Below are 20,504 nucleotides of genomic sequence, written 5' to 3' on the forward strand. Positions count from 1 at the left end.
ACTATGCTGGCATGGTGGTCGCAGGCTGCGGCATTGCGCTCTCACAACAGGTATAGCACCCTGATTTTTTCAGATTTTTTCGTCCAGGATACTATTCCGCAGGACTCTGCCCGCCTGCAACGCTACATCCCGAGCCGCCGCCCGACCTTTACGCCGAGCGACCGCCTTGGAAGCCCCCTCGGTACCCGTCCGAGTTCCTCTCCCCTTCTGCTTGGCCAGCCCTCCAACATCGAGCTGGAAATACAGCTCGACGACAGCCTGAGGCAGTACAACATCAACGAGCGCATGGGCGAGCTGGACTACCGCCTGCCGTCTACCATGTCGTGGGAGGAGTACTCCCGCTACCAGCGCCAGCAGGCCATCCGCGACTACTGGCGTACCAAGTCAGCCGGTTTGGACGGGGAGAGCGTGGTAAGTGGCCGCCGCCTGGTGCCGAAGATCTACATCAGCCCGGTGTTTGACCGCGTGTTTGGGGGCAATTTTGTGGACATTCAGCCGAACGGTAACGTCAACCTGAAGTTCGGGGCCCGTTTCAACCGCAACGAGAACCCCTCCATACCGCTCCGTCAGCAGCGCACCGGCGACTTTGATTTCGACCAGAACATCTCGCTGAACCTGGTGGGCAAGATCGGAGAGAAAATGCGTCTCAACTTTAACTGGGACAACAACGCCAACTTCGAGTTCGAGAACAACATGAAGCTGGACTATACCGGTTTCGAGGAGGAGATCATCCGCAAAGTAGAGGCCGGTAACGTAAGTTTGCCACTAAACAACTCTTTGATCACGGGCGCCCAGAACCTGTTCGGTTTAAAAACGCAGCTGCAGTTCGGCCGTTTGGGTGTCACCACCATCGCCGCCAACGTGCGTGGTCGTAACGATGAGGTAGTGATTCAGAACGGTGCCCAGAACAAGCCTTTTGAGATCCGGGCCGATAGTTATGACCGGGACCGCCACTTCTTCCTGTCGCAGTTCTTCCGGGGTCGCTACGACAAAACGCTGCAAAACCTGCCGCTGGTAAACTCCGGCATCGTGATCCGACGCCTGGAGCTGTACGTGACCAACAACAACCGCAGCACCGAAAACCTGCGCAACATGGTCGCCTATATGGACCTGGGCGAAGCCGATCCTTTTAGAAACCAGTTCGAGCGCAATCCGCTGGCGCCGGCAGCTAACAACGCCAACGCACTGTATAGCCTGATCAACACCAACCCGCAGGCCCGCAACAACGACCAGGTGGACTCATACCTGAACAGCCTGGGTTTGCAGAAAGCCATTGACTTTGAGCACGTGCGCGCCCGCAGGCTGGACCCGCGTGAGTACAAGTTTAACCCGCAGCTAGGTTACATTTCCCTGACCACCGCCCTGCTGCCCGACCAGGTGCTGGGCGTGGCCTTTGAGTATACCTACAACGGCCAGACCTACAAAGTGGGCGAGCTGATGGAGGACTACCAGAACCTGCGCGATGATCAGGTGATCCATATGAAGTTGCTGAAGGCGACCAACCCGGCGCTGGAGTACCCGACCTGGGACCTGATGATGAAGAACGTCTACAGCCTGGACGCCACGCAGGTGAACCGCCAAAACTTCCAACTGCAGATCGTTTACAAAGACGACGAAACGGGTGTTGACATCACCAGCTTAAAAGAGCCGAGCCCGATCCAGAACATCCCGCTGATTGAGGTGCTCAACCTCGACAATGTTAACACGAACAACGACAAACCGCGTGACGGCAACTTTGACTTCCTGGAAGGTATAACGATTGACCCTGAAACAGGGCGCATCTTCTTCCCGGTGGTAGAACCGTTCGGCTCATACCTGGCCAATCAGTTCGAAGGGCGGCAGGACCTGGTTGAGCGCTACGTGTTCCAGGAACTCTACGAACAAACCCAGACAGACGCGCAGCAGAACACACTCAAGGCGAAGTTCTATCTCAAAGGCCGTTTCCAGGCCAGTTCTACGGACGAGATCATGCTGCCGGGCTTCCGCATTGCCGAGGGTTCCGTAGCGGTATACTCCGGTGGTACGCGGCTCGAGGAAGGCACCGATTACCAGGTGTTCTATGACCTGGGCCGTATCAAGATCCTGAACCCGAGCTACATTGCCTCTGCCAGCGACCTGCGCGTGACATACGAGAAAGCCGAGCTGCTGAATATACAGCCCCGCACGTTGCTAGGTGCCCGCTTCGACTACCGCGTGAACAACGATTTGAACCTGGGTGGTACGGTATTGCACCTCAACGAGCGGCCTTACATCAACCGCGTGAGCATTGGTGACGAGCCGACCAACAACACGATCTACGGCCTGGACGTGAATTTCAACCGGGAGTCGCGCTTCCTGACGAAGATGACGGACATGATTCCGTTCATTCAGACCAAAGTGCCGTCGAGCGTGACGTTCAGCGGGGAGTTTGCCCACCTGGTGCCCTCTGCCACTGAATCGCCGGTAAACGAGGACGGCACCTCATACCTGGATGACTTTGAAGGCGCCGAAACGCCATTCAGCCTGGGCGGCTTTAACAACACCACCTGGCGATTGGCTGCCACGCCTGCCCCACTGGCGCAGGGACAGGGCCTGGAGTATGCCTACAACCGAGCCCGAGTGGCCTGGTATACCATCGACCAGATCTTCTACCGCGACAGCGAAGGGTTGCGCCCGAGCAACATCAACGAGGAGGAACTCAAGAACCACTATGTACGCCCTGTGCGACGCTATGAGGTGTTTCCAGGCCGCGACCGGGAGATTGCCAACGCTTACGAGTATACCTTTGATGTGGCCTACTACCCCCGAGAGCGCGGGCAGTATAACTACAACCACAACCTGGATGCGGAAGGCAGACTACAGGGCGATCCCCGCAAGAACTGGGGCGGTATCAGCCGCGAGATTACCTTCGACACGGACTTTGACAACGCTAACGTGGAGTATGTGGAGTTCTGGCTGATGGACCCTTTCCTGACCGGACCAAATGGACGCAAAGACGCGAACGGCAACCCAATAGCGAGCAACGATGGTGGTGAACTGGTGATCAACCTGGGCAACGTGTCGGAGGATATCCTGAAAGACAACCGCTACTCATTTGAGAACGGCCTGCCAACTTCTGCTACCGATAACCAGAATTTACAGAACACGGCATGGGGACGCGTTACGACGCAGCAGTTCCTGACCGATGCCTTCTCGGCTGTGCCTGGCGCCCGCGGCTTCCAGGACATCGGTCTGGACGGACTGGGCGACAATGCAGAGCGCGAATTCTTCCAGAACTCCTTCCTGGGCCGTATACCTGGTGGTGCACCGCAGACCGTCCTCTCCGACCCTTCTGCCGACAACTTCCTGCACCACCTCGATGAGGCGTATGACCAGCAGAACGCCGGCATCCTGGAGCGTTACAAGCGCTTCAACGGTATGGAGGGCAATTCGCCGGAGCAGAGCCGCTTTTCTAATTATGCTTTCCCGGACAAGGAAGATCTGAACCGCGACAATGTGATCAGTGACCTGGAGCAGTACTATGAGTACAAGATCAAACTGCAGCCGGGTGGTATGAGCGTAGGCGAGAACTACATCGTGGACAAGATCGTGGACACCGGGACCGGTGAAAATGTGACCTGGTACCAGTTCCGCGTGCCGGTGCGCCAGCCAACGGGCAATGTGGGCGGCATCAGCGGTTTCAAATCGATCCGCTTCATGCGTATGTACATGACGGAGTTTGTCGATCCGGTGGTGCTGCGCTTTGTGCAGTTCCAGTTTGTGGCTAACCAGTGGCGTACCTTCCTGCAGCCGATCACCGACGGCAATCCCTGCCTGAACTGTACGGATGATGCCCGCTCGTTTACTGTGTCCACCGTAAACATAGAAGAGAATGGCGAAAAAGTACAGGACGAAACAATCATCCCGTATGTGATGCCGCCAGGTATAGAGCGCCTCCGCGACTATGCCGCCACCAACAACCGCCGCCAGAACGAGCAGGCGATGCAGCTGTGCGTGGAGGATCTGAAAGACTCCTTCTCCAAGGCAGTCTATAAGAACCTGTCTATCGACATGCTGATCTACAAGCGCCTGAAGCTGTTCCTGCATGCCCAGACCCGCGACCCGAACACCCGCGACAATGATGTGCAGGCCTTTGTGCGAATTGGTACGGACTATACCCAGAACTACTACGAGTACGTGGTGCCACTTAAACTGACGCCTGCCGGCACGACCAGCCGCGAAGGCATCTGGCTTGCCGAGAACGAGGTAGATGTTGCCCTGGAGGATTTTGTGAACGCCAAAGTAGAGCGTAACCGAATTGCAGGAGGCTGGGACAACCGCCGTCCGTTTGAGGTGATGCTCGAGGGTGGTAAGATGATACGTGTAGTGGGTAACCCGGATTTCAGTGAAGTGCAGAGCGTGATGATCGGTTTGCGCAACCCGACCGTACCTGGCGAAGATGCCCGGCCGCAATCGGTTTGCGTTTGGGTGAACGAGCTTCGTGTGACAGACTTCCGGAATAACTCCGGTTGGGCCGCCAATGCCCGCCTCAACACCAAACTGGCCGACTTTGCCAACATCACGGCTACAGGCAGCTACACTACCATAGGTTTCGGAGCGCTGCAGCAAAAGATCGCCCAGCGTGCGCGTGAGAATACAGCCGTGTTTGACGTAAGCGCCAACATTGTGGCCGATAAGTTCCTGCCCGAAAAGCTGGGCATCAAAGTACCGGTATCGGTGCAGTACGGCACCATGAACAGCGCCCCGCAGTTTGACCCGCTTGACAAGGACGTGCCATTAGAACAATCCCTCACAAGGTATGAGACCAACGATGCGCAGCGGGAGTACAGGCAGGAGGTGAGTACCCGCGAGACCCGAAAGAGTGTGAGTTTGCTGAACGTGCGGAAAGAACGGACCAATCCGGAGGCCAAGGTGCGCCCTTATGACGTGGAGAACCTGTCCTTCTCTTACTCCTATGCTGAGCGCCTGTTCACCAACATCGAGACGGACCGCGACTTTACCCGCACCTATACGGGAGCGGTGGCCTATACCTATACCAACACGCCGCGCAACTACGAGTTCTTCGCCAAAAGCGAAAAATTCAAGTCGCCGTACATGCGCCTGATCAAAGACTTGAATTTTACGCCGCTGCCAAGCCGCTTTGCCTTCCGCGCCGACCTCGACCGCAGGTATAACGAGACTTTCCTGCAGCGCCGCGATCCGGGTTCGGGCCTGATCACTTCCCGCGGTATAGAGCCTACGTTCCAAAAGTACTTCTTCTTTAACCGCATCTACGACCTCAAGTGGGACATCAGCAAGAGCCTCTCGTTGGACTACACCGCCACCAACCGCGCCGTGGTGGACGAACCGGACTACCGCATCAACCGCGACGTGGACTCCCTCAGGTATAAGAACAAAGTGATCTGGAACAACCTGCGCAATCTGGGCCGTAACACGCACTTCAACCAGCTGGTAGCCGCCAACTACAAGGTGCCGTTCGATAAATTCCCGCTCACCGACTGGCTGGGCGCCGAAACCCGCTATGCCGTTACCTACATCTGGACGGCGGGTTCTACTGCCCTGAACCAGGATGCGGACTTTCAGTTGGGTAACACCGCCGAGAACAACACCGAGTTTAGCGTGAATGGCCGCTTCGACATGGTGAAGCTGTACAACAAGGTCAAGTTCCTGAAAGAGGTGAACAGCCCGACCCAGCCGCAAGCCGGACCACCAGTGCCCGCGCCAGGCGACAGCGTGGTGCAGAAGCGCTCTGACATGAAACTCGCCAAGGGGCTGGCCCGCTTCCTGATGATGACCCGCTCGGTGAACTTCACTTACCTGCAAAACCAGGGCACCATGATGCCGGGCTACCTGCCGCGCACCCACATGTTTGGCTTCGACGATGGCTTCGATGCGCCGGGACTTCCGTTTGTACTGGGTCGCCAGTACGACCTGGATGAGCTGTATAACCGCGCCTTCACCAACGGTTGGTACACCGACAGCAGCCAGTACCTGAACACGCCATTCAGCGGCATCAATACCGAGACTTTCACGGCCAGAGCCAACATGGAGCCTTTCCGTAACTTTAACCTGCAGCTTGATGCCCGCCGCAATTTGTCGGAGATCGAGGAGGTTTTCTACCGCAAGCAGTTTGATGACTTCGGGAATATCGGCACCGTCAACGAGCGCCAGAACCCGATCAACACTGGTTCGTTCAGCACCTCCTTCTTTGCGCTGGGTACCATCTTCGAGCCTACTGCTGACGGAACCTCTGCCGCGTTCGACAACTTTATCCGCAACCGTTACGAGATACGTGACCGCCTCACCAACGCCAATGCGGCAGCCAGCGACTCAGGCTATACCTTGAACTCGCAGGATGTGCTCCTGCAGTCTTTCCTGTACGCTTACCAGGGGCGCGATGCCAGCGGCTTCAAGGCCAAAGGCGGCAACCCAGTTAAGCGGATGCCTATCCCTAACTGGCGCATCGACTACAACGGCCTGTCGCAGCTCGAATTCTTCAAACGCTGGTTCAGCCAGGTGAATCTGACGCACTCCTACAACGCGACCTACAACGTGACGAGCTTCACGACCTCGCTGGCATACGAGAACAACCCGGGCGACTACCCGACCCGCACCAACGAGTTTGGGCAGCTGATTCCGTACTACATCCTGAACCAGCTCACGGTACAGGAGCGACTGGAACTGCTGGGTGTGAATTTCCGGACCAACACCAACCTGACCGGCCGCCTGGGGTATAGAATAGAGCGTAACCTGTCGCTCAACCTAACCAATGCCCAGGTAACTGAAACCAACGTGAAGGATTATACCTTCGGCTTTGGGTATAGCACCACGAACTTCCGTATACCTTTCAAGATAGGCGGGGAGCGCCGCACGCTGGAGAACGAGCTGACTGTGCGGATGGACATGTCGGTGCGTGACAACCAGACTGTGCAGCGGGCCATTACGCAGGACGAGCAGGGCAACGAGATAAGCCAGAACCAAATCACCAACGGCACACGCCAGCTGCAGCTGCGCCCCACCGTAGACTATGTGCTGAGCCAGCGCGTGAACATCCAGTTCTACCTGCTCCGTACCGTATCCGACCCTAAAATATCCACTTCGTTCCGCAACAGTGTGTCGGAAGGCGGAGTACAGTTACGTGTTGGTCTGCAATAATTTTTAGCATTGCGAAAAAGAGCGTATTTTTGGACATCATTAACACAAAGCAATAGATATGAATTTACCTGACAACCTAAAGTATACCAAAGACCACGAGTGGGTTCGCGTAGAAGGCGACGTAGCCTACATTGGCATCACCGACTTCGCGCAGAGCGAACTGGGCGACATCGTGTATGTTGACATCGACACAGTGGACAAAGAAATCAGCCAGAACGATGTGTTTGGTACAGTAGAGGCAGTGAAGACTGTGTCTGACCTGTTCAGCCCACTGAGCGGCACCGTGCAGGAGTTCAACGAGAAGCTGGACGGCAGCCCTGAACTGGTAAACTCCGATCCTTACGGAGACGGCTGGATCATCAAAATGTCTATCAGCGACAAAAGCGAAATCGAAGGCCTGTTGACGGCTGAAGGTTACCGCGAAGTAATCGGTCAGTAATTTTTCAAGTATAGAAGCAGGCTTGATTCTACGGTATAATTTCTTTACCATTATTTGGGCAGCAGTGATCATGGTTTTGACGCTGCTGCCCTCCTCTTCTATGCCCTCCCTTTCCATCTGGGAGATCTTCTCTTTTGATTCGTTTGCGCACGCCTTCATGTTTGCCGTGCTCACGTACCTGATGATCGTGGGCCTGAAAAAGCAGTATACCTACATGCGTGTGCAACTCTTCGCCATCCGCACAGCTTTTATGGTGAGCTCTATGTTCGGCATCGCGATTGAGCTATTGCAGCATTTTTTTGTTCCTGGTCGTCAGGGCGATATAGTCGATGTGTTAAGCAACACCATCGGCTGCATAATTGGCATCCTGCTCTTTAAGTGGATCTACCAATTGTAGCATAAGCGAGCTATCCCTCCAACAATCCCTCTTTTCAAAAACAGGTATAAGGTTGATTTTCAGCAGATCAGGCTTTATTAGCTATTGCCTATATGGTGGCGATTGAGTAGCTTTAGTGCTATTCTATCAAGATAGAAACTGAGCTCTACACTTACGTCCGCTCTATGCCACCACGCCACAAACTTAAACAAACACTTTGCCTACCTGTGCTTTGCCTGCTGGCGCTGCTGCCGCTCCAAAGCCAGGCGCAACAAGCCCCGTCCTCACTTCCAAAACAGGTAGTCCGTAAACTGGCGCCTCACCTGCAGCAACTCCACCAAACGGCTCCTGCTGCCTCGTACCGAATACAGGTATCCAACAAAAAAGCGTTCTATACTTGGCTGCAACAGCAACCACTACAGGCCACTGTAAAAGAGTCCAGTTCTCAAGGTAATACCCTGCTGATAACCGGCCTTAAGCCAGCGCAGATGCTGCAACTGGCCGCTTCGCCGGAAGTGCTTTATGTGGACAAGCCCAACCGACGGGCCGTGGAGGAACTGGAGTTGAAAGACACTGACTTTGTGGTGAACAATATTTATGCTGCACATGCGGCCTTCCGGGATATTGCCGGACAAGGTATGGCGGTGTCAGTAAAAGAAGCTGCCTTCGACCCAGCCGACCTTGACTTGCAGGGCCGCGTTGTGGAACCGCAGTCCATGATCGGCAACCACAGTCCGCACGCCACCACCATGGCCACCCTGATAGCAGGCGCTGGCAACACAGGCCCCAATGGCAAGGGTGTGACCCAGCATGCCCTGATCGCCCACTCCAGCTTCGAAGAGCTGTTCCCTGACGATAGTGAAGCCCTGCTGAGCCAGGGTATCAGCGTGCAGAACCACTCCTATGGCGTGGGTGTGGAGAACTATTACGGATTGGAGGCACAGGCCTACGACCAGCAAAGCTACCAGCATCCTGAGCTGCTTCATGTGTTTTCGTCTGGCAACAGCGGCGACAAAGCTGAGACAAGCGGCACCTATGCCAACCTGCCAGGTATAGCCAACCTGACCGGACAGTTCAAGACCTCCAAAAACACACTAAGCGTTGGGGCGCTGGACCCGGATGGACAGGTAGGTATACGCAGCTCCAGAGGGCCTGCGTACGATGGTCGCATTAAACCGGAACTGGTGGCGCATGGCGCTGCAGGCACTTCGGAATCTGCTGCGGTGGTTTCAGGTATTGCCTTGCTGGTGCAGCAGCTTTACAAAACACAGCATGGAAGTCTGCCGCCAGCCTCGCTCGTAAAAGCCGCCCTGATCAACAGTGCAGAGGATGCGGGGAACCCTGGTCCTGATTTCGCCTCGGGTTTCGGCAATGCTGATGCCCTCGGCGCACTTCGAAGCATACAAGCACAACGCTTCAAACTGGATGCAGTGGCTGCAGGACAGATGCGCACTTTCCAACTGAACGTGCCCAAAGGAGTACGGCGCCTGAAGGCAACGCTGGTGTGGCATGACCCGGAGGCGGAACCCAACGCCGAAAAAGCGCTTGTCAACGACCTGGACCTGGTGCTGCGCCATACCTCTTCCGGCAAAACCTGGTTGCCCTGGGTACTGAGCACTTTCCCTCACCCCGACTCCCTGCAGCAGCCGGCCCGCCGCAGACAGGACCGCCTGAACAATGCCGAGCAGGTCACCCTGGAAACGCCTGCAGCGGGCACCTATACCTTGCAGGTATCGGGTTTCCGGGTGCCGCAGGGCGTGCAGGAGTTCAGCCTGGTGTATGAACTGGAACAGGATACGGAATGGCTATACCCTGTCGCTACTTCGACGTTGGCAGCTGGCCAGCCCAACCGGCTTGCCTGGCAGTCCGGCACAGCTGCTGGCACAGCCACGCTGCAGTACCGTTTGCTTGGTTCTGATGCCTGGCTTACCATAGCCGAAGGTATAGACCTGAGCCAGGGAAGCTATACCTGGCAAACGCCTGATACGGCGGCACGGGCGCAACTACGCCTGCTTCATAAAGGTATAGCCCTGCAGACAGAGGAGTTCATCCTGGCCCGACCTGCAGCTTTACGAATCGGCTTTAGTTGCGAAGAGCAGGTGATGGTGCACTGGTCCAGGCAGCCCAATGCGCAGGAGTACCAATTATTCCAGCTAGGTGCCACGCACCTGGAGCCACTTTTGAAGACATCGGATACACTTGCCATTATCGACAGAAGCATGCTACAGGGCAGTTACCTGGCAGTGGCGCCTTTCATTCAGGGCACCCAGGCTGCCTACAGCCGAAGCATCGCTGCTGCTTCTGCATCCTCCCCCTGCTACATAAGCAGCTTCCAGGCGCATCAGTTGGTTACCCCCGACAAAGCCCGGTTTTCTTTAAGCCTCAGCACGTCTTATCAGTTGGCAGCCATACACCTGGAGCGCCTGGAGAAAGGTAACTTTAAGGCGGTGCACACCGGAACTCCTTCGGCCACCTTGCAATACCAACTCCTGGACGAAGAACCTATACCTGGCCGGAATGTATACCGTGCGAGCGCGACCACTGCGGATGGCAAAACAATCTACAGCCAGGAGGAGACGGTGATCTATACCCCGCAAAACTTTGTGCAGGTATACCCTAACCCGGTAGCGGCTGGCGAAACTGTATTTGTAGCCGTAGAAAGCGAGACGGTGCAGGTGCAGGTAATAGACCGCCTGGGCAGGTCGGTGCGAGAATCGCAGGAAACAGGCATGCTGAAGGAACTACAGACCAAAGGCCTCCTGCCCGGGCTCTACATCCTCCGGCTGACCACTGAAAAAGGCAACGTCCTGTCGAGTAAAGTGGTGGTGCAGTAAGCATCAATCATTGTCAGATTTGCCCTATAATTAGGTATGCTCCGATCGGATAAGCTGTACCTGCGATGCTCTTCTCTTATGAATTGCGGGCTGCTTAGGCTTATACCTCTTCGGGTCTTATCGACCAAGAAGCAAGCTGTTGGGGATGTCCAAATCCCTGTGCGTAGATTTGCAGGTATACGGGGACAAGGATGTCCCCTGCAGGAATGCTTCCGGACACAGATGTCCGAAAGAGCGGTCTTCTAAAGCGCTCACCGAGCAACTCGGGTTTTACGCGGGTCTGTAGCCCACACAGTTGAGATTCGGATAACTTAGTAGAATCAGTTTCTTTTAAATCCTTAAACTGATGGCATTGGGCTCTCCCCCTCACACATAAGCCACCTATACCTATACCTATACCTATACCTATACCTAATACTGCTATAGCTGAGCTGCATCATGAGGAACAAAAAAAGGCACAGCCCCTCTGGAGGGACTGTGCCTTTTTGTAGCATGAAGAACCGGACTACTGGTACAGGTATCTCAGGGCTGTTCTGTCGTTAGAGTTGAAGTAGCGGTTCACGCCCGTGCCGATGCAGGCCAGCATCCAGGAGTTCGGATCGGCGCCGGTTGGCGTGCCTGGGATGTGCACCGCACCCACGGTAGAGGCACCTTCGTTGTAGTACGAACCACCGCAGCTATAGGCTCTGTTCATGTAGTCGGTGTGGCGGAAGCCGATGGTGTGACCGATCTCGTGCGCCAGGATGGTGGCCAGGTAGTTGGTGCCCGGGTTGGTGCCCAGGTAGTCCGAATTCACCTTCACGGAATTATAAGGGTTGCCACCGGACGGGAAGCCGGCAGAGGCCAGATAAGAAGAACCGCTTGGCGCCTTCGACACCAGGATGTTGTAGCCGGAAGACACGCGGCGGAACTTGAGGCGCAGGTTCTCGGCGTTGAAGCGGCGGATGGCCTCGTCCAGTGCTGTTACATAGGAAGACGGCAGGCTGGTGGTGATGGCCACGTTGATGGTGCGGCTGGTGCCCACGCTCACCAGGTTGTTGGTGCGGTACTGCTCCTCCTCACCCACGCGCAGGGCCGTGGTTTCCGGAGAGCTTTGCAAATCGCTCTCAGAGAAGAAGATGTCACCTTCCACAATGTAGCCACCCTCGGTGCGCTGTACATTGTCCGTGTTGAAACCCATCTCTGAGATTTTAGCCATCGCAAGGGGTGAGATCTCGTTGGCTGTTACATCGGCCTCTTCTTTCTGGCAAGAAGAGAAACTGAATAGGACCGCAAGGGCCAGGAGCGAAAGTAAACGTGTTGTTTTCATTAAAATATATTTTTATAGTTAAACATGAACGAAATATATAAGAAAGAAACACGCGAAACAACACTCAGAAATTACTGAAAATCAGCGTTTTAACAGCATATTTACTACTAAAAAAAGGTTTCGAACATAATAAACATAAAATATAACTTATATAAGAATTTAAGGATACTTATGAAACTGGGTTGCAATAACACAGAGTACCCGCAGCTGAAAAAAAAACTGAAAAAATTAAAAAAAATTTAAGCACGATTCTCTTTTTCTATACATGTTAAAACATCGGTCCCTAAAAAGGCGACGTCCTAACGTATGGTCACAAAAAAAAGCAGCTACCCGCGGGTAGCTGCTTTAGGTAAACCTGGTAGCAAGCGCTACTACAGAATGTTATTGATCTGTTCTTTGATCTTCTCCAGTTCCTCTTTCATTTCCACTACATGGTGCTGTATGGCCGAATCGTTGGCCTTGGAGCCTATGGTGTTGATCTCCCGGCCAATTTCCTGCGAAATGAAGCCCAGCTTTTTGCCCGTTGGCTCGGGCAGGTATACCGTTTCGGTGAAGTAGTGCAGGTGGTTGATCAGGCGGACCTTTTCCTCCGCGATGTCGAGCTTCTCCATGTAGTAGATCATCTCCTGCTCGTAACGGTTCTGGTCATAATGGTCGGAGGTGGATACCTCAATGATATGATTTTTGATGCGGTTGCGGATATGCTCCATGCGCACCGGGTCCTGCTTCTCCACCTCAGCCAGCAGTATCCTGATACGGTCGAGGTAGGACATGATTTCAGTGGTAAGTGCCTTTCCTTCGTCGGCCCGAAACACGTTGATGCTTTCGATGGCCTGCTGCACCAGCGGTTGCACGGTTTCCCAGTCAGCTTCGCCTTCCTCGTCTTCGCCCTGGTCCTGCTGCAGCACATCAGGCATGTGCAGGGCCAATCGAAAAAGGTCGGTTTTAGAGCCGCTCACCATGTCAGCGGCGGTATTTAACTCTTCGTAATAGGCTTTGAGCAACTCCTTGTTGATATTGCTCTTGGCGCGCTGCGCTTTGTTCTTGTTATAGTCGACGCAGATGCTCACCTTGCCCCGTACGAGCGCTTTGGTCAGCATGGTGCGTATCTCGTATTCATGCTCCGAAAGGAAGCGCGGCAGACGCACGGTCAGGTCCATTCCTTTGGAGTTAAGCGATCTTATTTCGACGTGGAGGGAATACTGGTCAGTATCGAGGCGGGCACTGCCATAGCCTGTCATGGACTGCAACATAGGCACTTTTAAGTATGATGTTCCGGCAAATTAGGTATAATTCCTCACTTATACGCAGCCGGAAGGCCAAAAGCTTAAAACTGGCAAGGCAATGATACCTTCTCTACTGCATGGGAAATATTAGTTGGAAGCCTTCGATCAGAGCGAGGCAATAGAGTTAGGGCACCATCTGGTTTACGGCATCTATCATGGCCATGACCTCCGAAGGGTGGCTGTCCAGGCGCTCACCCCGCTTTTTGCCGAGCCGCACGATCACGAGCTCTTTCTCAGGAATAACAATGATATACTGGCCCAGTATGCCGCGCGCGTAAAAAACAAACTGGCCTTTGTAATCCGGCAGCAGCCACCACTGGTAGCCATAGTGCGTGGTCGGTTCGCCGGTATTGGCATCGGTCAGGCCGTTTGGGGTGAGGGAGGCCTGCACGTAATCCGGCGACACCAGGGTATCGCCCTGCCAGACTCCTTGTTGCAGGTATAGCTGCCCGATACGGGCGAAATCGCGGGCGTTGGAGAAGAAGCAGCAGTAGGCTTTCTCGTTACCAAGCGGGTGGTCGATGCTCCACTCGGCCTTTCGCTCGGCTCCAAGCGGACGCCACAGTTTCTCCTCGGCATAGTCTGCCAGGTTTTGCCCGGTGGCCGCCTCCAGCACGAATCCCAGTACTTGTGTATCACCGCTCTTATAGGAAAACTTCTGGCCCGGCTCCTCCACCGCCTCCAGCCTTCGAACCACTTTCTTCAGGTCAGATCCATAGTAGGCTTCTGTGGTAACGGAAAGCGGGTTGGCATACGATTCGTCCCAGTTCAGGCCGGAACTCATCCAGAGCAGGTGCCGGATGGTGATCTTTGCCTTGGCGCCTTCCCTGAATTCGGGCAGAAAGTCCCCTACCGGCTGGTCTATACTTCGGATCTTGCCTTCCTGCAGGGCTATACCTACCAGGATGCTGACGATGCTTTTGGCCACCGAAAACGAATTGCTCAGCGACTCTTCCGAATAGCCATCCCAATACTGCTCATACAGTAGCGAATCGCGGTGCACGACCACAAAAGCGACTGACTCCAACTGCTCGTGGAGCTGTTGCAACTCTTTTGGAAGGGAAAGCTGGTTGTAATTGGTGGCAAGTGGCCAGGGTTGCGGCTTATTTGCTGCCTCTATCTTGCGCTGATGAAAAATCAGGTGATCGTTGATATCAGCGAAGTTATGATACAGGGCTTTGTACACATAGTTTTTGTCGGCCATGTGCAGCCAGGCGGCAGCCAGCCCGATCACCAGAATAAAGCCAATACCAAATCGCCTGGTTTTCCGGTTCATGCCCTGGTTAGAAGTCGTAGCCTAAGGTGATGTAGAATTTAGGCCCTTTGCGTGCATCGTCCTCTTCACTCCAGGCCATGTCGACCTTGCCATACACACCGAACAGGGTGGTGCGTGCTCCCACACCATAGCCCAACAGGAATGGGTTGCGGTAGTTGATCACCGTGATCTCGAACGGACTTGTGTTGGTCTGGTCAATGCGGCCGCCAATCACGCGGGTGTTGATGGAGTTGTTACCCGTGAAGGGGTTGGTACCGTTGTAGGCCGATCCGGCGTCGCCGAAGGCAGTAAACTGCAGGTTGCGGAAGAAGCCCGACGGAATTGGCCCGTCGTAGAGGTACTGCACAATCGGCACACGAAGCTCCAGATTGGCCAGCAATACCTTGGACCCACGGCGTGCGTTGAAATTGAAGCCGCGCAGCGGGGTGGTGTAATCGATGTAAAAGAGGTCGGCAGGTGTGCTTACCACGACATCCTCACGGGTCGCTGTGCCGTCATCCTCCGATGCGAAAAGCCAGTTGTCCATCCCCCCGATCAGGAAGTTTTTGGGTGCATTGCCGAAGAATGCGCCATAGTTGATGCGGCCCGCCAATATGATCTGTCGGTGTATTTTTTGGTAGCGGCGTACATCCAGGTAAAACTTGCTGAAGTTCTCTGAGCTGTGCTCAAAGTTTTTCAGGCTCATGATGCCAGCTTTCATGCGGGTGCCTTCCAGCATGTTCACGCCGCGCACCACGGAGTTGTCGTACACCAGCTCCACACTGCCGCCACCGAAGTAATCGATCCTGTCGGGTGTCACAAAGCTATTGATGTAAGTAAAGCGTGTATTCACGAACCGGGGCTGCATGCGGATACTGGTACTGTAGCTGAGCGGGTATACCAGCGTTGGAGAGAACTCGTGTTTGCCAAAGCGTACCACAGAGCCCGGAAACTCCGGTGCCTGGCCCACAATCACATCGCGTCGGTACTGCAGCCCGATGTCGAAGCGGTTTTTCAGGTTCATGTACTCGGCGAACATGCGGCTGGTCTCCAGGTCGGTGCGCACAAAGGCGTTGCCCCGGATATGATGGTTCTCAAACAGATCGCTCATGTTCACACCGCCCACTATACCGAAGCCCAGTTGCGGATCAGCGTATACCGACGTGATCACCTCCTGCACACTGAAGCGAAGGTCATAGTCGACGGGGCCCGCAATCGGAACACCGCCATCAGTGGTGCGGGCACGCTGTGGCGCTGCGGCTTGTGTTTTTGCCTGCGTTTCGGCTTGCTGCTGCTCTTTGGCATCGCTCTCAAACTGGTAGTTCTCGATGTCTACTTCCCCCTGTCGCTGCGTTCTCTTAGGTGTGGCCCCTTCCACGATCTTACGGGCAGTGGCGGCGGTGGAGGCAGAGGTACGGGCACGGGTTTCCAGAATGATCTGCCGGGATGTTTTCGGCAGTGTCTCCTGGGTGGTGGGGCTGAATGTCGGGAAAGCGTACACAAAGCTACGGGCATCGTCCGTGGCCGTCAGCACCAGGGCATTTGCGTCGCCCCCTAGGTCGTAGCTTTCAATATCCTGCAGGAAGTTAGTTAAGGGACGCCGAGCGCCTGTGGCGATGTTGTACTGGTACAGACTCCGCACCCCGGTCTCTTCGCTCAGGTATACCAGGTTGCCGTCTGCTGTGGCACGCGGGCGCAATTCGCTTGCAATAGAGAAAGTGATTTGCTGTGCACTGCCCCCGTCACGCGGCATCAGGAAGATGTCGTAGTTATTCACCACACCCGAGAAAGTGCCGGTTGCTGTCTGACCTGTGGTGTCGACAAAGCGGTTGGAACTGAAGGCGATGTTGTTGCTGCCCCCTTTCAGGAAAACCGGTTGTATATCGTCGTAAATATCGTTGGTGAGCTGCTGTTGCATGCGGCCACCGCTGGAGAGCAGGTATAGATCCGTCTGCCCATCGCGCACGGCGCTTACCAGCAGGGTATTGCCGTCTTCGGAATAGCTCATGTCGCGTACCTGCGAGAACTGGCTGAGGGTAACGGCAGTCGTGCGGATGTCGTCAAAGATCGGGATGCGGGAGCGGCGGCGGGTGGAGTTGATCTGACGCAACACCATCTGGCCGCGTCTTGCCTCCACAAAACCCAGTTGGGTATTGGTACGCCAGGCCAGCACGGGCAGCTTGTAATCGATGCGCTGGTCCACGGTTTTGTAGCCGCTCTTCCACACCACGCGGCTGCGGTTGCTGCCTACCTCCTTCACAATGATCTGGTAGCTTCCGTTCTCATTTTCGGCATACGCCATCAGCGTACCGGCCGGGTTCAGCACAGGCTGGGTATAGTGGATGTCTTTTTTGTTCTTCTTGAAAACTTTGTTCTCTACTGGCAGACTTACCAGCGGATTCTCGCCGCGGGTGTTGATCTGCATGTAGTAGTTGTGGCAGTCCTGCAGGAAACGCTTGTAGGGGATGTTGAGACTGCTGGTTATACCTACCTCCGTGTCGCGGGTGATGCGGGTCAGGTTCAGGATGTTCTGGATGGAGGTATAGCCATAGCGCTCGGCGATGTAGTTCCAGATAGCCTGACCACCCAGTTGCTGATCGCGGGCCAGCACGTCTTCCATGCGAGCCTTATTGTTGACCATCAGCATATCGCGCACGTAGTTGTCCATGCGCAGGCTCCAGCCCTCGGCGGTATAGGCCGCCACGCCACTGATGAACCAATCCGGCAGGCGCAGCAGGTAGCTGCTCTGCAGGGCTTCTTTCAGGCTGCCGCCATACATCATGTCGTTGAGCAGAAGCTCGGTGAGTTGGTAACTCAGGTCACGCTTGAAGTCGGTTTGGGTGCCGTCGTAGGCCAGCTCGAGTTTGTTTTTGAGGAATAGCGTTTCGCCACCGGTCTGGAACTGGTCGCGCTGCATGCCGATGTTGCTTTGCTTGAGGTCCGTCATCGAGTTGTAGACGATGAGCGTGATCTTGGAATAGGGGTAATAACCAATGAAACTGGTGATGCGCTTGAGTTCGCGCTCGGCATACTCGGCTGCGTTGCGGGCCGACTGGTCGCCGCCTTCATAGAAGTAGATGTTAAAGTTCTGGGTGCTGTAAAGCTTCCAATCGAAATTCTTATACTGAATTCGGCTCCGGCCAAAAGTCTGCACATTAGGCTGGGCCATAGCCACTTCGCCTACCGCAGCACAGCACAGGAACAGGAACAATAACCTTATAGGAAAACGCATGCGCTTAGAGTTCTGGGTTATGGTGTTTTAGGTAGTCGTAATATAACGAATAATATCTCGAAATGTGTACGTCCGGCAGCAATTCTGTCCCCTCTATCAGTGCTTTGGCAAACAAATTGGCCAGGTATGGCGCCATCAGCACCCCCTTGGACCCCATGCCGTTGAACACGCTCAACTGTGCATGCTCCGGATGACGCCCTACGAGCGGACGACGGTCGCGCACAGCTGGCCGTATTCCGGCCCAATGCCTGCTCACCTGGTAAGTTTGTGTGGTAATCTGCTCAAAGCGCTCGCTTAGCTCTTCCTTGCCTTCGGGGGTTGGTAGCTCGTCGGGTTGGCGCCAGTTGTAGGTGGCCCCAATCTTAAAGCGGCCCTCTCCTACGGGAACAACGTAAACGGCTTTATTATAGATGCATTCCGGGTTAAAATCCTGTGTTTGCACCTCCAGCACTTCGCCTTTGGTCGGCTGCAACGGCAGCCACCTGAAGTATGGATTCTGCACCGCCTGCCAGCCTTCACAAAAAATCAGGTGACGTGCTGTTATATTTTTGTAAGCTATACCCTGTTCTGTCAATCGCAGCTGGTCCATCTCAAAGCGCTCCGGCAACAGCGCATTGTCCTGCTGCAGGTCTTGTAGCAAGAGGTCGAGCGTTTCGGCAATGCGCAGGTAGCCGCCCTTCCGGATCATGATGCCGCCGAACTGGTCCTGAACAGATGGGTCTTGACCGGTGCTTTGGGTATAGGTGGCGCCAATGTATTCGCTCCAGTTGCCTTCGGCGCTTTTGGCCATCCAGTTGTTCTGCTCCTCTATGGTGGAGAATACTTTGTAGATGGGCTTGTGAATGAAAAGCTGCTGCTTGAACCGCTCTTCCAGTTCGTCATAAAAACTGTCGGCATAAGGCAGCAGCGTGTCCACGAGCCAGGACTTGGCGAAGCGCTTTCCGGCCACCGGGTTTACCAGGCCGGCTGCCACGCGGGAGGCGGAGTTGGCTTTGGGTTCGTCGATCACCAGCACCTGCTGGCCCTGTTTGCGTAAGGTATAGGCCAGTGTGGCGCCGGCAATGCCATGCCCCACGACTACGAAGTCATAATTCATACAGGCAATTTACGACTTACGCCTGAAGTTCGTAACTTAGGAGCCGAATTTGTGGGCCCGCGCCCTGTGAAAGAGAACAATATGAACGTTACCTGTCTTACATTTAATCCCTTTCAGGAGAACACATACCTGCTGCACGACGACACTAAAGAGTGCGTGGTGGTGGACCCTGGTTGCTATGAGCTAACTGAACAGCAAGAACTCAAACGCTACATTGAAGCAAATGACCTGAAAGTAGTACGCCTCCTCAATACCCATTGCCACATCGACCACGTGCTCGGTAATAAGTTTGTGGCCGATACCTACGGAGTGGAGCTGGAGATACACGAGGAGGAACTGCAGACCCTGCGTTCGGTGCCGGTTTACGCTCCGAACTATGGTTTCCAGATGTACAGCGGTGTAGAAGCTTCTACTAATTACCTGAAAGAGGGCGACACCATCCAATTTGGCGACACCGAGTTGAAAATACTTTTTGCCCCCGGTCATGCCCCCGGCCATGTGGTGTTCTACAGCGAACCCGACAAGGTATGCATTGGCGGCGATGTGCTTTTCAAAGGCAGCATCGGCCGCACCGACCTGCCTGGCGGCGACTTCGACACCTTGATCAACAGCATCAGTACCAAACTATTCACCCTGCCGGACGAGACAGTGGTATACCCGGGTCATGGGCCTGAAACCACCATTGCGTACGAAAAGAAGTATAACCCATTCCTGCGCTAGCTTTCCGGATGAAAAAACACATACCTAACGCCATTACGTGCATCAACCTGTTTTGCGGCTGCTTGGCGCTGTATTTTGCCTTCAACTTCCGGCTGGAGTACGCAGCCTACCTCATAGGTATAGCTGCCATCTTCGACTTTATGGATGGCATGATCGCCCGCGTGCTGAATGCTTACTCCGAAATAGGAAAGCAGCTCGACTCGCTGGCAGACATGGTTTCGTTTGGGGCCGCGCCTGGTGCGATTATGTTTGGGCTGTTATCGCAGGCCGAGGCTTCTGTGTTAGGTATACCGGCTGATATTTTGCCCTTCTTCGGCTTTGTGATCACGATCTTCTCGGCGCTGCGCCTGGCCAAGTTCAACATCGACACGCGGCAGGCAGAGTCTTTTATCGGGGTGCCTACGCCGGCCTGCTCGATGTTCATCGGCTCGCTGCCGCTTATACTGGCTACCTCCGGCAACCTCTACGACAACATCATCCTGAATCCTTACTTCCTGCTGGCGGTAACGGTCATATTCTCATACCTGCTGGTAGCAGAGTTGCCGCTGTTTGCGCTCAAATTCAAGAACCTGACCTGGAAGGACAACGCCATCCGCTTCGTTTTCCTGGGCCTCTCCGTTATCTTGTTGGCGCTCGCCAAGTTCGCCGCCGTACCGTTGATCATCGTGCTTTACGTCGTCTTGTCAATCTTCAAAAAAACGCCTGTCCCTTCAAATTCTCCATTGGATTAGGGTCTGCTGCGTTTTAAACCAGAGTCGCCATAACGCAAAGACAAGGTATAGCGGAACTACAGGTATAAGCATTCAGGTAATTGGTTGCTGGC

11 protein-coding genes are annotated in these 20,504 nt (G+C 54.7%); 6 read left to right on the forward strand and 5 right to left on the reverse strand.

The annotated features are described in order from the left end of the window. Positions 1-3: 3 nt before the first annotated feature. The 4 genes from sov to IEV97_RS15105 all read left to right on the forward strand — a co-directional run bounded on the left by sov (position 4) and on the right by IEV97_RS15105 (position 10,783). Positions 4-7,134, forward strand: a complete 7,131-nt coding sequence (sov, locus tag IEV97_RS15090; RefSeq protein ID WP_188502300.1) for a T9SS outer membrane translocon Sov/SprA — start codon at positions 4-6, stop codon at positions 7,132-7,134. Between the two features lie 58 nt (positions 7,135-7,192). Beyond that, entirely contained in the window at positions 7,193-7,573 is a 381-nt protein-coding gene (gene gcvH / locus IEV97_RS15095; RefSeq protein WP_188502301.1) for a glycine cleavage system protein GcvH, read from the forward strand. A gap of 70 nt (positions 7,574-7,643) precedes the next feature. Next, positions 7,644-7,970 (forward strand): VanZ family protein, encoded by a 327-nt coding sequence (locus tag IEV97_RS15100; protein WP_229733971.1) that lies wholly within the window; start codon positions 7,644-7,646, stop codon positions 7,968-7,970. A gap of 164 nt (positions 7,971-8,134) precedes the next feature. Then, positions 8,135-10,783, forward strand: coding sequence for a S8 family serine peptidase (locus tag IEV97_RS15105; protein WP_188502303.1), 2,649 nt, complete (start codon positions 8,135-8,137; stop codon positions 10,781-10,783). Between the two features lie 505 nt (positions 10,784-11,288). On the opposite strand, the gene IEV97_RS15110 is transcribed toward IEV97_RS15105, so the two are convergent. The 5 genes from IEV97_RS15110 to IEV97_RS15130 form a co-directional block, all read right to left on the reverse strand. Beyond that, the gene (locus tag IEV97_RS15110; protein ID WP_188502304.1) at positions 11,289-12,092 is read right to left on the reverse strand and encodes a M57 family metalloprotease; all 804 of its coding nucleotides are present in this window, start codon (positions 12,090-12,092) and stop codon (positions 11,289-11,291) included. Positions 12,093-12,463: 371 nt separating this feature from the next. Continuing rightward, positions 12,464-13,345, reverse strand: coding sequence for a YicC/YloC family endoribonuclease (locus IEV97_RS15115; RefSeq protein ID WP_188502305.1), 882 nt, complete (start codon positions 13,343-13,345; stop codon positions 12,464-12,466). 157 nt (positions 13,346-13,502) lie between these two features. Beyond that, on the reverse strand, positions 13,503-14,654 hold the full coding sequence (locus IEV97_RS15120; protein WP_188502306.1) for a serine hydrolase domain-containing protein: 1,152 nt from the start codon (positions 14,652-14,654) through the stop codon (positions 13,503-13,505). A 7-nt stretch (positions 14,655-14,661) separates the two neighbouring features. Beyond that, on the reverse strand, positions 14,662-17,865 hold the full coding sequence (locus tag IEV97_RS15125; RefSeq protein WP_188502307.1) for a TolB-like translocation protein: 3,204 nt from the start codon (positions 17,863-17,865) through the stop codon (positions 14,662-14,664). A 4-nt stretch (positions 17,866-17,869) separates the two neighbouring features. Beyond that, complete coding sequence (locus IEV97_RS15130) at positions 17,870-18,961, reverse strand: NAD(P)/FAD-dependent oxidoreductase (RefSeq protein ID WP_188502308.1); 1,092 nt, start codon at positions 18,959-18,961, stop codon at positions 17,870-17,872. Positions 18,962-19,042: 81 nt separating this feature from the next. On the opposite strand from IEV97_RS15130, the gene IEV97_RS15135 reads away from it, so the two are divergent. Then, complete coding sequence (locus IEV97_RS15135) at positions 19,043-19,681, forward strand: MBL fold metallo-hydrolase (RefSeq protein WP_188502345.1); 639 nt, start codon at positions 19,043-19,045, stop codon at positions 19,679-19,681. 8 nt (positions 19,682-19,689) lie between these two features. Then, entirely contained in the window at positions 19,690-20,412 is a 723-nt protein-coding gene (gene pssA, locus IEV97_RS15140; RefSeq protein ID WP_188502309.1) for a CDP-diacylglycerol--serine O-phosphatidyltransferase, read from the forward strand. Positions 20,413-20,504: the final 92 nt, after the last annotated feature.

Origin of the sequence: Pontibacter amylolyticus, assembly GCF_014638845.1 — a bacterium.
Lineage (GTDB): Bacteria > Bacteroidota > Bacteroidia > Cytophagales > Hymenobacteraceae > Pontibacter > Pontibacter amylolyticus.

What these genes read in the sequence shown, in the direction of transcription:
- IEV97_RS15100 (WP_229733971.1), top strand. Translation starts at nt 7,644, where the DNA reads ATGGTTTTGACGCTGCTGCCCTCCTCTTCTATGCCCTCCCTTTCCATC.
- IEV97_RS15120 (WP_188502306.1), bottom strand. Translation starts at nt 14,654, where the DNA reads ATGAACCGGAAAACCAGGCGATTTGGTATTGGCTTTATTCTGGTGATC.
- IEV97_RS15115 (WP_188502305.1), bottom strand. Translation starts at nt 13,345, where the DNA reads ATGTTGCAGTCCATGACAGGCTATGGCAGTGCCCGCCTCGATACTGAC.
- IEV97_RS15135 (WP_188502345.1), top strand. Translation starts at nt 19,043, where the DNA reads ATGAACGTTACCTGTCTTACATTTAATCCCTTTCAGGAGAACACATAC.
- IEV97_RS15110 (WP_188502304.1), bottom strand. Translation starts at nt 12,092, where the DNA reads ATGAAAACAACACGTTTACTTTCGCTCCTGGCCCTTGCGGTCCTATTC.
- IEV97_RS15125 (WP_188502307.1), bottom strand. Translation starts at nt 17,865, where the DNA reads ATGCGTTTTCCTATAAGGTTATTGTTCCTGTTCCTGTGCTGTGCTGCG.
- IEV97_RS15130 (WP_188502308.1), bottom strand. Translation starts at nt 18,961, where the DNA reads ATGAATTATGACTTCGTAGTCGTGGGGCATGGCATTGCCGGCGCCACA.
- IEV97_RS15105 (WP_188502303.1), top strand. Translation starts at nt 8,135, where the DNA reads ATGCCACCACGCCACAAACTTAAACAAACACTTTGCCTACCTGTGCTT.
- gcvH (WP_188502301.1), top strand. Translation starts at nt 7,193, where the DNA reads ATGAATTTACCTGACAACCTAAAGTATACCAAAGACCACGAGTGGGTT.
- pssA (WP_188502309.1), top strand. Translation starts at nt 19,690, where the DNA reads ATGAAAAAACACATACCTAACGCCATTACGTGCATCAACCTGTTTTGC.
- sov (WP_188502300.1), top strand. Translation starts at nt 4, where the DNA reads ATGCTGGCATGGTGGTCGCAGGCTGCGGCATTGCGCTCTCACAACAGG.